We start from the raw sequence: 14,244 nt of genomic DNA on the forward strand, positions 1-14,244 counted from the left end.
GCCTGCGCAAATGCCCAAAACAAGCCTGAACCCGCATGCCCGCCGGCGCACAGCATGAAAGCAGACCAGTTGCACGGCCGCTGGGCTGTTCGCTTTACCAATCCACCGCCCGGACTGCCCGAGCGAGCGACCTTGCTGCTCAAGCGCCATGCCGAATTCTCGGAAAGCCTGGCGGGCACGGTCAGCCGGTCGCTGGGCAGCGCGGCTGGCGCGCCCGCCATCGCCGGCCATTCCGCCATGGCGGCACTGGCCGGCGACCTGGACGAAGGCATCCTGCTGCTCGACGAATCCTCTGACAATGTCAGCATCACCGGCACCTGGAACGGCGAAATGAAGGCCGGTTCGTGCGGCACCGTGTACCAGGGCCAGTGGAATGACACCAGCCGCAGCGCCGCACCCGATGCACCCGGCATTCCCTTCACCCTGACCAAACTCCCCTGACCGCAGGACTCGCTCGCTTGTCCAAGGCCGCCAAAACCATGCCCTTCAAACTCCTGCCCCTGAATCGCCTTCTGCTGACGGCCGGCCTGCTCATCGCCGGCTCGGCACAAGCCCAGACGGCCCCAGCCGCGCCGCTGCTTCCCGCCAACCGCCCCTCCAGCCTGGGCTGGCAGGCATGCCAGGCCCTCAAGAACGATGCCGGCGCCCAGCTGACGTGTTTTCAGCAATGGGCCGAATCGCAGCTGCCGGCCAACACGCCGCCAGCGTCAATGACCAGCGCACCGGCTGATCCGGCCACCGGCGCGCCCGCCACACAGATCCTGCTGCTGCCATCGCTCAATACCGAGGCGCCCGACGGCAAGCCCATCGGCTGCCGCAACACGCAGTATTCCGAACTTTCCAGGTTCTGGGAGCTTCAGCGCGGCACCGATTGCGACACCTTTGCCATTCGCGGCTACCGGCCGATGTCGCTCGCGTTCGTCATGTCCGGCGGCGTCAATCCCCCGCCGCTGATCGGCGCAGGGACGCCACCGGACTACAAGCACGCGGAAACCAAGATCCAGCTGTCGGTACGCACCAAGGTGGCCAAGGGCCTGCTCAAGAGCGGCGACGCCGACGCGGACGACCAGGACTCGCTCTGGTTTGGCTACAGCCAGCAAAGTTACTGGCAGCTGTTCAGCGGCAACATCTCGCGGCCGTTTCGCACAACCGACCATGAGCCCGAAGTCATCTATATCTACCCGCATCAAATCGCCCTGCCCGGCGGCTGGAATTACCGGCTCTCGGGCGTCGGACTGATGCACCAGTCCAATGGCCAGTCGGATCAGCTGTCGCGCAGCTGGAACCGTACCTACCTGATGGGTGCGGCCGAAAAGGTGCTGGGCCCCGAGTCCAGCCTGCGCCTGCAGGGCCGCATCTGGGACCGCCTGCGCGAGTCGGCAGTCGATGACGAAAACCCGGGCATTGAAAACTACATTGGCCGCGCCGAACTCAATGCCACCTGGCAAATCAACAAGGCCAACACGCTGGGTGTCACGCTGCGGCACTCGCTGCGCAGTGAAGCCCGAGGCTCGACCCGGATCGACTGGATGATGGCGCCAGCGGCGTCGCCGAACTACACCGGCCTGCGCTACCACGTGCAGTTGTTCAACGGCTATGGCGACAGCCTGCTGGACTACAACAAAAGACGCAATGTGCTGAGCGTGGGACTGAGCCTGGTTGACTGGTGAAACAGCGCATGAAGATTCTTTCAATGCTATATTTTTAGTAGCAATATATCCTTTACTGAATTTCGCGTTCTGTCTTTTTCATAATAAAAATCTCCCTTGGCCTGGTGCAGCGGACCCGCCCCGAAACCGCAGGCCGCACCGATGCGGAGAAGGCTGCGTGCTTTAAGCTAAGTGGGATGATTTCACTTGCTTTACGGCAGCCAGCCGGTCTCCCGTGGTTCTGTCATGGCTGAAATAGACGCCTTTGCGCTGGGCGCCTTCATCATCGGCCTGCTGCTGATTGCCATGACGATGGGCAGCTCCTTCTTCTCCCGATTACCGCTGAACGCAGCCATGCTCTACCTGGGCGTCGGTGTGGCGGTCGGCCCGATGGGACTGGGGTTGCTCCGGCTTGATGCCCTGGAAAACAGGGTGATGCTGGAGCGCCTGACCGAAATCGCCGTGCTCATCTCCCTGTTCACCGCCGGAATGAAGCTCGAACTGCCGTTGCGCGACCGACGCTGGCGCATTCCGGTGCAGCTGGCCACGGTGTCCATGATCGTGACCGTCGCGGCCGTCACGGCGCTGGGCGTGTATGGACTTGGCCTGTCGCTGGGCGCTGCAGTGCTGCTGGGGGCCATCCTGGCGCCGACCGATCCGGTGCTCGCTTCGGATGTCCAGGTTTCCAATCCCGGTGACCGCGACCGCCTGCGCTTCGGACTCACCGGGGAAGGCGGACTGAACGACGGCACGGCGTTTCCATTTGTCATGCTGGGTCTGGGCCTGCTGGGTGTGCACGAGTTGGGCGAAGCCGGCTGGCGCTGGTGGAGCGTGGATGTGTTGTGGGCGGTAGCGGGCGGCCTGGGGCTGGGCTACCTGCTGGGAACGCTGGTGGGCCGCGCCATCATCTACTTGCGCATGCGCCACCGGGAAGCGTTGCGGTCTGACGAATTCATTGCGCTCGGCCTGATTGCGCTGGCGTATGGCGTCGCCCTGCTCTGCCACACCTACGGTTTTCTGGCGGTGTTCGCCGCCGGGCTGGCATTGCGCCGCATCGACGAGGGTTCTGCCCATGCACCGGCTGCGCAGACCGAAACCCAGAAGGCCGCCTCCGAACTGAGCCCTGACGAACAGGCAGCCTCAGGCGCCGAGGCGCCCGCCAACATGATGAATGCCGTGCAGCGCTTCAACAGCCAGCTGGAAAGTTTTGTCGAGGTCGGCATCGTGCTGGCCGTTGGCGTGTTGCTGGCAACCGTTGAATTTGAGCGCGACGTGCTGTGGTTTGTACCGGTGCTTTTCCTGCTGGTGCGGCCGGTGGCGGTCTATGCCGGATTGCTCGGCACGCAGGTCAGTGGTTCACAACGCAATTTGATGAGCTGGTTTGGCATACGCGGCATTGGCTCGCTGTATTACCTGCTCTACGCGATCAACCATGACATCCAGCCGGTGCTGGCAGAGCGCCTGCTGTCGATCACACTGGCGGTGGTGGTTGCGTCCATCATCGTGCATGGCATTTCAGTAACGCCACTGATGCAGCACTACGAAGCGCGCAAGGCTGCCAAAAAGAAACGGCAAAAATAATTCAGGAAATAAAAGCCGGACAACAAAAAGCCTGCTTTAAGCAGGCTTTTTGTAATGGTTTTAACAACCAGATGTTGGTTGCGCGGGCAAGATTTGAACTTACGACCTTTGGGTTATGAGCCCAACGAGCTACCAGGCTGCTCCACCGCGCGGTATGTAATTATTATAGCTTACTTTGCAGCTGCTTCGTCTTTAATTTCTTCCGAAACATCAGGACGATCAACCAGCTCAACCAAAGCCATAGGCGCATTGTCACCAACGCGGAAACCCATCTTTAGAATACGGGTGTAGCCGCCTGGACGCGTCTGGTACCTTGGGCCGAGTTCGGCAAACAGCTTGACCACCATGTCGCGATCGCGAAGGCGGTCAAATGCCAGCCGCTTGTTGGCCAGGGTCGGCGTTTTTGCCAGGGTGATCATCGGCTCAACCACGCGGCGCAGCTCTTTGGCTTTTGGCAGGGTGGTCTTGATGGCTTCGTGCTGGAGCAACGAATTCATCATGTTGCGCAGCATGGCGAGGCGGTGCTCGCTGGTGCGGTTGAGTTTACGTAGTCCGTGTCCGTGTCGCATAGTGCTTCCTTTATGTAATATCGAAGCAGCCGTATCAGGTACTGCCCGTGCACTTCTTCATCGAAAGATGAAGATCTTAGTCAAAATTAACGCTTGTCAAGGCCCGCAGGAGGCCAGCTTTCCAAACGCATCCCCAGTGTCAGGCCGCGGGAGGCCAGCACTTCCTTGATCTCGTTGAGAGATTTCCGGCCCAGATTGGGTGTCTTCAGGAGCTCGTTTTCAGTGCGCTGGATCAGATCGCCAATGTAGTAGATATTTTCAGCCTTCAGGCAGTTGGCCGAACGCACCGTGAGTTCCAGCTCATCGACGGGGCGCAGCAAGATCGGATCGAATTGCTGCGAACTGCGGGGTGCCGGATCATTGATGATGGCGCCAAGCTCATTGCCTTCGAGCTGGGCAAACACCGCCAATTGCTCGACCAAAATCTTGGCCGAGGCACGCACCGCGTCTTCTGCGGAAACAGCACCATTGGTCTCGATTTCCAGAACCAGCTTGTCCAAGTCGGTACGCTGCTCGACGCGGGCGCTTTCAACGGTGTAGCTGACGCGCTTGACCGGAGAAAAGGACGCGTCGAGCACAATGCGGCCGATCGACTTCGGCGACTCATCGCCATAACGGCGGACGTTGCCAGGCACATAGCCACGGCCATTCTCGACCTTGATCTGCATGTCGATCTTGCCGCCGTGCGACAGATTCATGATCACATGGTCAGGGTTGACAATTTCCACGTCATGGGGCGTCTGAATGTCGGCCGCCGTGATCGGACCTTCGCCGTCCTTGCGGAGACTCAATGTCACTTCGTCACGGTTGTGGAGCTTGAAGACCACACCCTTGAGGTTCAGCAGGATATTGACGACATCCTCCTGGACACCGTCAATCGAAGAGTACTCATGCAAGACACCGGCGATGGTGACTTCAGTTGCGGCGTGGCCCACCATGGATGACAGAAGCACACGACGCAGCGCGTTGCCCAGCGTATGGCCGTAACCACGCTCGAAGGGCTCCAGAGTCACCTTGGCACGGTTGGTGCCAAGCTGCTCAACATTGATAGTTTTTGGTTTTAACAAATTTGTCTGCATGCAGTCTTCCTCTCAATACCCTCGGCTCGTTACACCGATAAGGCTGGCGAAGCACACCTGGCGGCACGGCAAGCGTGTCGCCAGGAACGGAAAATCAACGTGAATACAGCTCGACAATCAACGATTCGTTGACATCGGCGGCGAATTCATCACGATCAGGCACTTTCTTGAAGGTGCCTTCACCCTTGTCAGCATTGACATCTACCCAGGCTGGCAAGCCGACCTGCTTGGCGAGTTCGAGCGCTTCAGCAATGCGGGTCTGCGTCTTGGACTTGTCGCGCACGGCAATCACGTCACCGGCCTTGACCATGTACGACGGAATGTTCACCGACTGGCCATTGACCGTCATGGCCTTATGGGAAACCAGTTGGCGCGCTTCGGCGCGGGTCGATCCGAAGCCCATGCGGTACACCACATTGTCCAGACGCGATTCCAGCACCGACAGCAAGTTCGCGCCCGTGTTGCCACGGCGGCGATCAGCTTCTTCGAAGTAACGGCGGAACTGCTTTTCCAGCACGCCGTACATGCGCTTGACCTTCTGCTTTTCACGCAGTTGCAGACCATAGTCGGAAGTGCGGGTGCCCGAAGTGCGGCCATGCTGACCTGGCTTGGAGTCGAATTTGGCCTTGTCGCTGATCGAGCGGCGGGCGCTCTTCAGGAAAAGGTCGGTGCCTTCACGGCGGGAAAGTTTGGCCTTGGGGCCGAGGTAACGTGCCACTTGAATATCCTTTTGTCATCTGCTGCAATTTCTGCAGGAGCCTTCGGTTTGAACCTGATGGCGGTGGGCTTGGTGAAAATGCTGACGCCCGACCGATTGCTGAGCAAGCGGCCGGGCGAAACAACACAAATTAAATGCGGCGACGCTTTTGTGGGCGGCAGCCGTTGTGCGGGACCGGTGTCACGTCGGCAATCGAATTAATCCGAATGCCAAGAGCGCCGAGGGCACGAACAGAAGATTCGCGTCCGGGACCAGGTCCCTTGATTTCAACATCAAGGTTCTTGATCCCCTGCTCGATGGCAGCGCGACCGGCAACTTCCGATGCAACCTGTGCGGCGAAAGGTGTTGACTTGCGCGAGCCCTTGAAGCCCTGACCACCTGACGAAGCCCATGACAGGGCGTTGCCTTGGCGGTCGGTGATCGTGATGATGGTGTTGTTGAAAGACGCGTGTACGTGGGCAATGCCATCGGCCACGTTCTTGCGAACTTTCTTGCGAACGCGCTGGGCAGCGCTGTTATTGGGTGATTTTGCCATGACGACCTCTTAATTATTTCTTCAACGACTGAGCAGCCTTGCGTGGCCCCTTACGGGTACGGGCGTTCGTCCGGGTGCGCTGACCACGCATGGGCAAGCCACGACGATGGCGAAAACCACGGTAGCAGCCGATGTCCATCAGGCGCTTGATGTTCATCGTGGTTTCACGACGCAAATCACCCTCAATGGTGAACTGAGCAATGTGGTCCCGGATTTTTTCCAGATCACCGTCGGTCAGGTCTTTGATTTTCTTGGCATAGTCGATCTCGCAGGCTTCGCAGATTTTGCGAGCGCGCGTGCGACCAATGCCAAAGATTGCAGTCAAACCGATTTCGGCGTGCTTCTGCGGCGGAATGTTGATACCAGCGATACGTGCCATGTGCGTCCTCTAAATCTCTTAAAAATCAGCCTTGACGCTGTTTGTGACGTGGGTCTGTGCAGATCACGCGGACAACGCCCTTGCGACGGATGACCTTGCAGTTGCGGCAAATTTTCTTGACCGAAGCTGAAACTCTCATTTTCTTCTCCTAAACTTTTACTCTGTGCTTACTTGGAACGGAACACACCATGTGCTCGCGATAAATCGTCAGGACATCCAAGACATCACGTCTTGAAATTAGCCTTTTTCAGCAACGACTCATACTGCTGCGACATCATGTAGTTCTGAACCTGGGCCATGAAATCCATGGTGACCACAACAATAATCATCAACGACGTTCCACCGAAATAAAACGGCACGTTGTACTTCAAAATCAAAAACTCGGGCAGCAAACACACGAAGGTAATGTAGACAGCACCAGCCAGTGTCAGGCGAACCAAGATCTTGTCGATGTAGCGAGCCGTCTGGTCACCAGGCCGAATGCCAGGAATGAAAGCGCCACTCTTTTTCAGGTTGTCTGCGGTTTCACGGCTGTTGAATACCAGGGCCGTGTAAAAGAAACAGAAAAAGATGATCGCGCTTGCATACAGCAACACATAGATGGGTTGGCCTGGCGTCAGCGTGCTGGCAATGTCCTTCAACCAACGCATGCTTTCACCGGTGCTGAACCAGCCCACGACCGTTGCCGGCAGCAAGATGATCGAGGAAGCAAAAATCGGGGGGATCACACCCGCCATGTTCAGCTTCAACGGAAGATGCGACGATTGTCCGCCATACACCTTGTTGCCAACCTGCCTGCGGGCATAGTTCACAAGAATCTTGCGCTGCCCCCGCTCGACAAACACCACAAAGTACGTGACAGCCACCACGACCGCAACAATCACGATCGCAATCAGGATGCTCATGGCACCGGTACGCACCAGTTCAAGCAATCCACCCAAGGCGCTAGGCAAGCCAGCGGCAATGCCCGCGAAGATCAGGATGGAGATGCCGTTACCCAAGCCACGTTCGGTAATCTGCTCGCCCAGCCACATCAAGAACATGGTTCCAGCTGTCAGGCTGAACACCGCCGTCATCCGAAATCCGAAACCCGGATCAAGCACCAGACCGGGTGAGCTTTCGAGCGCCACGGCAATACCCATCGACTGGAACAGGGCAAGCCCGAGCGTTCCATAGCGCGTGTACTGTGTAATCTTGCGCCTGCCGGCTTCGCCTTCCTTTTTCATCTGCTCGAATGTGGGAACCACATAGGTGAGCAGTTGCATGATGATGGAAGCCGAGATATACGGCATGATGCCCAGGGCAAACACCGTGAATCTTGACAGGGCGCCGCCGGAGAACATATTGAACAGGTTCAATATGCCGCCCTGCTGGCCCTTGAAAAGTTCTTTCAATTGACCGGGGTCAATCCCTGGAACCGGAATGTGCGCACCGACACGGTACACGACCAGCGCCAGCAGCAAAAACACAAGCCTGTTGCGCAAGTCGCCGAACTTGCCGGTTTTTGCTATTTTGACTGAGTTGGTTGCCACTGATTGGTTCCGTCAAGTATTAAGCGATGGAGCCGCCAGCGGCTTCAATGAGGGTCTTGGCGCTTGCCGAGGCAGAAATGCCCGTGAGCTTGACAGCCAGCGACAGCGAACCGGTGTTGATCACCTTGACGTTCTTGGCGATCTGGCCGACAAGGCCAGACTGCTTCAACGTCAACAGATCGACTTCGGCCAAGCCGAGCTGTTCCAATGCCGTGAGGGTGACCTCGGCATTGAATTTCAGCAGATGCGACTTGAAGCCGCGCTTGGGCAAGCGGCGCTGCATAGGCATCTGACCGCCTTCAAAGCCAACCTTGTGGTAGCCGCCCGACCGGGATTTTTGTCCCTTGTGGCCACGACCAGCTGTTTTGCCCAAGCCAGAGCCGATGCCGCGACCGACACGCCGCTTGGCATGCTTGGCGCCTTCGCTAGGCTTGATTGTGTTTAATTCCATGATGAGTCCTTAAGCCGTCGAGGAAAAAGTCTGGTTGCTAGGCAACCCGACCTGTCCCGCAAAGCCTCAAATAATTTTGACCAGATAGCTGATCTTGTTGATCATGCCGCGCACTGCGGGCGTGTCCTGCAATTCGCTGACGCTGTTGACACCACGCAGGCCCAGACCGCGCACGGTGGCGCGATGGGATTCCTGGGTGCCAATCGGGCTGCGAACCAGTTTAACTTTTACTTTGGTTTCTTGGGTCATTTCACTGTCCGCCTTAGCCGAAGATTTCTTCGACTGATTTGCCACGCTTGGCCGCGATATCGGAGGCCGTGGTGGAATTTTTCAGTGCGTCCATGGTGGCGCGCACCATGTTGTACGGGTTGCTAGAACCATGGCTCTTGGCCACGATGTCGGTGATACCCATGACTTCGAACACAGCGCGCATCGGGCCGCCTGCAATGATGCCGGTACCCTTGGGAGCCGGCGCCATCATGACATTGGCTGCACCGTGGTGACCGAACACATTGTGGTGCAGCGTGCCGTTTTTCAATGACACCTTGGTCATGTTGCGGCGCGCTTCTTCCATGGCTTTTTGCACGGCTGCTGGCACTTCTTTCGACTTGCCCTTGCCCATGCCCACGCGGCCGTCACCGTCACCGACCACCGTGAGTGCTGCGAAACCGAGAATACGGCCGCCCTTCACCACTTTGGTCACGCGGTTGATCGCGATCATTTTTTCCTTCAGACCATCGTCTGGAGCGTCGTTTTGCGATTTAGCTTGAAACTTAGCCATACTTGATTCCAGTCTGCTTAGAACTGCAAACCAGCTTCGCGAGCCGCATCAGCCAGCGCTTTGACGCGGCCATGGTACGCAAAACCGGCGCGATCGAACGCCACTTTTTCTACACCCGCTGCTTTTGCCTTTTCGGCAATACGCTTGCCAATGGCCTGCGCAGCAGCAACATTTCCACCCTTGCCCGAGCCACCAATTTCGTTGCGCACTTCCACTTCAGCCGTGGAAGCAGACGCCAGAACCTTGGTGCCGTCGCCAGAGATAACACTGGCGTAAATATGCAGATTGGTGCGGTTCACGGACAGACGCGCAACGCCTTGATTGGCAATGCGGATACGGGTCTGGCGTGAACGACGAAGGCGCTGCTCTTTTTTGGTCAACATGATGCAGCTCCTTATTTCTTCTTGGTTTCTTTGATCGTGATTTTTTCATCCGAATAACGGATGCCCTTGCCTTTGTAAGGCTCGGGAGGACGGACTGCACGCACTTCAGCGGCAATCTGGCCTACACGTTGGCGATCGGAACCCTTGATGACCACTTCGGTGGGCGTCGGGGTGGTGACCGTGATGCCCGCAGGCATCGCCATGACCACAGGATGGGAATAGCCCACCGTGAGGTTCAGCTTGTCGCCTTGCGCTTGGGCCTTGAAGCCCACGCCGACCAGGTTCAGCTTTTTCTGGAAACCTGTCGTGACACCAACCACCATGTTGTTCACGAGCTGACGCATCGTGCCGCTCATGGCATTGGCTTGACGGGAATCATTGGCCGGCACAAAAGTCAGCTTGCCGTCTTCACTCTTGATGACGACATGGGCATTTTGTGTCAGCGCCAAGGCGCCGAGGACACCCTTGACATTGATCTGGTCTTCTTTGATTGCGATGTCCACACCCTGGGGGATGGAAACCGGCATTTTTGCTACACGAGACATTTCAGTTACTCCTCAATGCCGCCGTTAGGCCACGTAGCAGAGCACTTCGCCACCGGTACCGGTAGCGCGTGCTTTGCGATCGGTCATGACACCCTGGGGCGTCGTGACAATTGCCACGCCAAGGCCGTTCATGACCTGGGGAATGGCACCATGGCCCTTGTAAACACGAAGGCCGGGGCGGCTGACGCGCTCAATGCGCTCAATCACGGGCTTGCCTGCGTAATACTTCAAGGCGATTTCCAGCTGGGGCTTGCCATCGTTGGGCTTGACGGAGAAGCCATCAATGTAGCCCTCATCCTTCAAAACCTGTGCAATGGCGACTTTGACTTTTGACGACGGCACCAGCACAACGGCTTTTTCAACCATTTGTGCGTTGCGGATGCGTGTCAGCATGTCGGCGATAGGATCACTCATACTCATCTGGGGTTCTCCTATTGCTTACCAGCTTGCCTTGGTGATACCAGGGATATCACCAGCAAAAGCCAACTCGCGGATCTTGGCGCGAGCCAGGCCGAATTGACGGAACGTGCCACGCGGGCGACCGGTGATCGCACAGCGGTTGCGCTGGCGCGTCGGGTTCGCATTGCGGGGCAACTTTTGCAGCTCTTGACGGGCCAGGGCGCGCTCGTCATCGGTGCGCTTGAAATCATTGGCGATTGCCTTGAATTCAGCGTGCTTCTTGGCAAACTTGGCGACGAGCTTGTCGCGCTTCAGTTCACGTTGCAGTAGGGCTTGTTTTGCCATCTTGCGCCTTCAGTTCTTGAACGGAAAACGGAAGGCGGTGAGGAGGGCTTTGCACTCTTCATCGGTCTTGGCCGTCGTGGTGATGCTGATATTGAGACCGCGCAAGGCATCGACCTTGTCGTACTCGATTTCAGGGAAAATGATCTGCTCTTTCACGCCGATGTTGTAGTTGCCGCGGCCATCGAAGGCACGGCCAGAAATACCACGGAAGTCGCGGACGCGGGGCAGGGCAACGGTCACGAAGCGGTCGAGGAATTCATACATCTGCACGCCACGCAGCGTGACCATGCAGCCAATCGGCAGGTCTTCGCGGATCTTGAATCCGGCGATAGCCTTCTTGGCCTTGGTGACCACAGGCTTCTGGCCTGCGATCTTGGCCATGTCAGACACGGCGTTGTCCATGACCTTCTTGTCGGCGACCGCCTCGCTCACACCCATGTTGAGCGTGATCTTGGTGATGCGCGGCACCTGCATGGGTGTCGTGTAGCCGAATTTTTCAATCAGGGCTGGCGCGATTTTCTCGCGGTATTGATCTTGCAAGCGTGCCATGTTTATGCAGCCTTAATTTCTTCGCCGCTGGACTTGAAGACGCGCGTTTTCTTGCCGTCAGCCAACAACTTGATACCAACACGATCCGCCTTGCCCGAAGCCGCATTGAAAATGGCGACGTTGGATTGGTGAATCGGCATGCTTTTTTCAACAATGCCACCCGTGGTGCCTTTGAGCGGATTGGGCTTGGTGTGTTTTTTCACCAGGTTGATCCCGTCCACCAGCACATAGCTGTCATCGACGCGCTGCGTGATCGTCCCGCGCTTGCCCTTGTCGCGACCGGTGATCACGATGATCTCGTCGCCTTTGCGAATTTTGTTCATTGCCTTTGGTCCTTACAGAACTTCAGGAGCCAGCGACACGATCTTCATGAACTTTTCAGTGCGCAGCTCGCGCGTCACTGGTCCAAAGATACGGGTGCCGATAGGCTCCAGCTTGGCATTGAGCAGCACTGCTGCATTGCCGTCGAATTTGACGAGCGAGCCATCACCGCGGCGGATGCCCTTGGCGGTGCGAACGACCACAGCACTGTAAACCTCGCCTTTTTTGACGCGGCCACGTGGAGCGGCTTCTTTGATGCTCACCTTGATGACGTCACCAACGCTGGCGTACCGGCGCTTGGATCCGCCCAGCACCTTGATGCACATCACGGACTTGGCACCCGTGTTGTCAGCAACATCGAGTTTGGATTGCGTTTGAATCATTTAAATTGGTTCCCAACTTGCACCGGCATTGGCAGATTGCTGTATGCAAACCACCTGCCAATCAGTCTTGGGCCCGTCGTCCACACTGCAAACCACTTGCAATGCTTCCGCTGGGCAGAAGTTCCTCGCCTTTTAGAGCGAAGCCCACGATTATCACGAAAGTAAAAGCCAGTGTCAACAATGTTTGTAAAAATAATCCTGTTGGACGGTATTTGATGCCAGGTTGAAATCCTCCGTCATTCTTGCGCCCGGCAAAACCACCGTGCCAGAATCGGGTCAGACAAAGAAATTCAGGATCAAATTAGCCGTTTGCGCACTACCAAACTGCACAAGTAGCTATCAAAAACATAGTGCCCGGACAAAGCAATGCCGCGCAGCTTGCAGGGCAGGCTGTGGCATTCAACCAACGCGGACGCCCTCAAACCGGGGCCGGCACCGTCAGGTATTGGTCGCACAGCGTCAAAAACGAGGGCAGTTGCGCGTCGATGCCGTTCTCCTGCTGGAGCAACGCGGCCACTGCCGGCGCCAGGGTGCGCGCCAGTGCCGCATCCAGAAACAGCAGGCGCGAGCGCCGTGCCAGCACATCTTCCACGGTCCGGGCATATTCGTAGCGCGCGGCAAAGCGCACCATGGCTTCACTCAGGCCGCCGCCCAGTTCCTGGTCTGCGCCGCGCATGGCCTGGACCGCGCCCGCCTCGCTGCCGTACAGGTGCAGCCCGGGCGGGCTGCTGATCGGCACGCTGGAGCCTTGCGCCCCGACCAGCCGGAGATGGTCGGTCGCCAGCCCGGTGCGCGCCGGCAGCAGTCCGGCGGCAAAGCATTTTTCGAGCACGTCGCCGGCCATGGCGCGGTAGGTCGTCCATTTGCCGCCGGTCACCGTGACCAGGCCGCTCTTGCTGACCAGCACGGTGTGCTCGCGCGACAAGGACTTGGTGCGCTCGGCATCGTCATCGGCCGGCTTGACCAGCGGCCGCAGGCCGACCCAGAGGCTCCTGATGTCGGCCAGCCCGGGCGCGCGGCTCAGGTAGCGGGCCGACTCGCGCAGGATGAAGTCGATCTCTTCACGAAACGGCAGCGGTTCGCGCGCCAGGTCGCGGCGCGGCGTGTCGGTGGTGCCCAGGATGGTCTTGCCCAGCCAGGGCACGGCGAACAGCACCCGGCCGTCGGCCGTCTTGGGAATCAGCAGGGCGTGGTCGGTGGGCAGGAACTCGCGGTCCACCACGATATGCACGCCCTGGCTGGGAGCGACCATCGGCTTGGCATCGCGGCCCGTCGCCTGGCCATCCTGCAAACGCAGGCGGTCCACCCAGACCCCGGTGGCATTGACCACGCAACTGGCATGCAACTCATGGGTGTGGCCCGTTTCCCGGTCCTTCACCCACAGGCCGGTGACCTTGCCGTCTTCATGGATCAGCCGGGTGGCGGCGCAGTAATTGACCAGCAGCGCGCCGTGCCGGGCGGCCGTGCGCGCCAGCGCCAGCGCCAGCCGCGCATCGTCGAACTGGCCGTCCCAGTACTTGACGCCGCCCTTGAGGCCTTGCGGCTGCAGCGTGGGCAGGCGCGCCAGGGTGTCGGCGCGGTTCAGGAATTCGGTATCGCCCAGCCCGTCCTTGCCCGCCAGGGCGTCGTACAGCTTGAGCCCGACGCCATAGAAAGGCGACTCCCAGAATTTGTATGAAGGCATGACAAAAGGCAGCGGCTGCGCCAGGTGCGGCGCGATGGCCAGCAGCGTCGAGCGCTCATGCAGGGCTTCGCGCACCAGCGAGATATTGCCCTGCGCCAGGTAGCGCACGCCGCCGTGTACCAGTTTGGTGGCGCGCGACGACGTGCCCTTGGCAAAGTCGTGCGACTCGACCAGCACCACCGAAAATCCGCGCGCCGCCGCATCCAGCGCCACGCCCAGGCCGGTGGCGCCGCCGCCGATGACGGCGACATCGTAATGGCGCGGTTCGGCGAGCCGGCTCAGCAGGTCCTTGCGCCGCGTGGGGGCAGGTAATACCGGCTCAAACATCATGAACTTCAATTCCCGTTTCCATAAAACCTGT

The 14,244-nt window shown here is 58.6% G+C and carries 21 protein-coding genes and 1 tRNA gene; 3 read left to right on the forward strand and 19 right to left on the reverse strand.

Annotated features, from left to right (window positions below):
* The first annotated feature begins 54 nt into the window (after positions 1–54).
* The 3 genes from EC86_RS0114340 to EC86_RS0114350 all read left to right on the forward strand — a co-directional run bounded on the left by EC86_RS0114340 (position 55) and on the right by EC86_RS0114350 (position 3,230).
* Complete coding sequence (locus tag EC86_RS0114340) at positions 55–441, forward strand: hypothetical protein (RefSeq protein WP_232229892.1); 387 nt, start codon at positions 55–57, stop codon at positions 439–441.
* A 38-nt stretch (positions 442–479) separates the two neighbouring features.
* Positions 480–1,670, forward strand: a complete 1,191-nt coding sequence (locus EC86_RS0114345; RefSeq protein ID WP_029526382.1) for a phospholipase A — start codon at positions 480–482, stop codon at positions 1,668–1,670.
* A gap of 225 nt (positions 1,671–1,895) precedes the next feature.
* A complete protein-coding gene (locus tag EC86_RS0114350) occupies positions 1,896–3,230 on the forward strand; it encodes a cation:proton antiporter (RefSeq protein WP_029526383.1) in 1,335 nt (444 codons plus the stop codon).
* A gap of 75 nt (positions 3,231–3,305) precedes the next feature.
* Here the strand turns inward: EC86_RS0114350 and EC86_RS0114355 are convergent.
* The 19 genes from EC86_RS0114355 to EC86_RS0114440 form a co-directional block, all read right to left on the reverse strand.
* Positions 3,306–3,382 (reverse strand) — tRNA-Met (locus EC86_RS0114355).
* Between the two features lie 18 nt (positions 3,383–3,400).
* The gene (rplQ, locus tag EC86_RS0114360) at positions 3,401–3,799 is read right to left on the reverse strand and encodes a 50S ribosomal protein L17 (RefSeq protein ID WP_029526385.1); all 399 of its coding nucleotides are present in this window, start codon (positions 3,797–3,799) and stop codon (positions 3,401–3,403) included.
* A gap of 86 nt (positions 3,800–3,885) precedes the next feature.
* Positions 3,886–4,878: a DNA-directed RNA polymerase subunit alpha gene (locus EC86_RS0114365; protein ID WP_029526387.1), complete on the reverse strand. Its 993-nt coding sequence runs from the start codon at positions 4,876–4,878 to the stop codon at positions 3,886–3,888.
* Positions 4,879–4,972: 94 nt separating this feature from the next.
* On the reverse strand, positions 4,973–5,596 hold the full coding sequence (rpsD, locus tag EC86_RS0114370) for a 30S ribosomal protein S4 (protein WP_029526389.1): 624 nt from the start codon (positions 5,594–5,596) through the stop codon (positions 4,973–4,975).
* A 130-nt stretch (positions 5,597–5,726) separates the two neighbouring features.
* Positions 5,727–6,131, reverse strand: a complete 405-nt coding sequence (gene rpsK / locus EC86_RS0114375) for a 30S ribosomal protein S11 (protein WP_011799771.1) — start codon at positions 6,129–6,131, stop codon at positions 5,727–5,729.
* Positions 6,132–6,144: 13 nt separating this feature from the next.
* Positions 6,145–6,510 carry a 30S ribosomal protein S13 gene (gene rpsM / locus EC86_RS0114380; RefSeq protein WP_029526390.1) on the reverse strand — a complete coding sequence of 122 codons (366 nt, stop codon included), beginning with the start codon at positions 6,508–6,510 and terminating at the stop codon, positions 6,145–6,147.
* A gap of 25 nt (positions 6,511–6,535) precedes the next feature.
* A complete protein-coding gene (rpmJ, locus tag EC86_RS27830; protein WP_028820150.1) occupies positions 6,536–6,649 on the reverse strand; it encodes a 50S ribosomal protein L36 in 114 nt (37 codons plus the stop codon).
* 85 nt (positions 6,650–6,734) lie between these two features.
* Positions 6,735–8,042, reverse strand: a complete 1,308-nt coding sequence (gene secY / locus EC86_RS0114385; RefSeq protein ID WP_029526391.1) for a preprotein translocase subunit SecY — start codon at positions 8,040–8,042, stop codon at positions 6,735–6,737.
* Positions 8,043–8,061: 19 nt separating this feature from the next.
* Entirely contained in the window at positions 8,062–8,493 is a 432-nt protein-coding gene (gene rplO / locus EC86_RS0114390) for a 50S ribosomal protein L15 (RefSeq protein WP_029526392.1), read from the reverse strand.
* A gap of 66 nt (positions 8,494–8,559) precedes the next feature.
* Positions 8,560–8,742, reverse strand: coding sequence for a 50S ribosomal protein L30 (gene rpmD, locus EC86_RS0114395; RefSeq protein WP_029526393.1), 183 nt, complete (start codon positions 8,740–8,742; stop codon positions 8,560–8,562).
* A 13-nt stretch (positions 8,743–8,755) separates the two neighbouring features.
* On the reverse strand, positions 8,756–9,274 hold the full coding sequence (rpsE, locus tag EC86_RS0114400) for a 30S ribosomal protein S5 (RefSeq protein ID WP_011799766.1): 519 nt from the start codon (positions 9,272–9,274) through the stop codon (positions 8,756–8,758).
* Between the two features lie 17 nt (positions 9,275–9,291).
* Positions 9,292–9,657, reverse strand: coding sequence for a 50S ribosomal protein L18 (rplR, locus tag EC86_RS0114405; protein WP_011799765.1), 366 nt, complete (start codon positions 9,655–9,657; stop codon positions 9,292–9,294).
* A gap of 11 nt (positions 9,658–9,668) precedes the next feature.
* Positions 9,669–10,202, reverse strand: a complete 534-nt coding sequence (gene rplF / locus EC86_RS0114410) for a 50S ribosomal protein L6 (protein WP_029526394.1) — start codon at positions 10,200–10,202, stop codon at positions 9,669–9,671.
* Between the two features lie 24 nt (positions 10,203–10,226).
* A complete protein-coding gene (gene rpsH / locus EC86_RS0114415; protein ID WP_029526395.1) occupies positions 10,227–10,622 on the reverse strand; it encodes a 30S ribosomal protein S8 in 396 nt (131 codons plus the stop codon).
* Positions 10,623–10,640: 18 nt separating this feature from the next.
* On the reverse strand, positions 10,641–10,946 hold the full coding sequence (gene rpsN, locus EC86_RS0114420; RefSeq protein WP_029526396.1) for a 30S ribosomal protein S14: 306 nt from the start codon (positions 10,944–10,946) through the stop codon (positions 10,641–10,643).
* Between the two features lie 9 nt (positions 10,947–10,955).
* Positions 10,956–11,495 carry a 50S ribosomal protein L5 gene (gene rplE / locus EC86_RS0114425; RefSeq protein ID WP_029526397.1) on the reverse strand — a complete coding sequence of 180 codons (540 nt, stop codon included), beginning with the start codon at positions 11,493–11,495 and terminating at the stop codon, positions 10,956–10,958.
* A gap of 2 nt (positions 11,496–11,497) precedes the next feature.
* The gene (gene rplX, locus EC86_RS0114430; RefSeq protein ID WP_029526398.1) at positions 11,498–11,818 is read right to left on the reverse strand and encodes a 50S ribosomal protein L24; all 321 of its coding nucleotides are present in this window, start codon (positions 11,816–11,818) and stop codon (positions 11,498–11,500) included.
* 12 nt (positions 11,819–11,830) lie between these two features.
* A complete protein-coding gene (rplN, locus tag EC86_RS0114435; protein ID WP_007869247.1) occupies positions 11,831–12,199 on the reverse strand; it encodes a 50S ribosomal protein L14 in 369 nt (122 codons plus the stop codon).
* A gap of 418 nt (positions 12,200–12,617) precedes the next feature.
* The gene (locus EC86_RS0114440) at positions 12,618–14,210 is read right to left on the reverse strand and encodes a glycerol-3-phosphate dehydrogenase/oxidase (RefSeq protein ID WP_029526399.1); all 1,593 of its coding nucleotides are present in this window, start codon (positions 14,208–14,210) and stop codon (positions 12,618–12,620) included.
* Between the last annotated feature and the right edge of the window lie 34 nt (positions 14,211–14,244).

The sequence above is a fragment of the Polaromonas glacialis genome (assembly GCF_000709345.1).
Classification (GTDB): domain Bacteria; phylum Pseudomonadota; class Gammaproteobacteria; order Burkholderiales; family Burkholderiaceae_C; genus Polaromonas; species Polaromonas glacialis.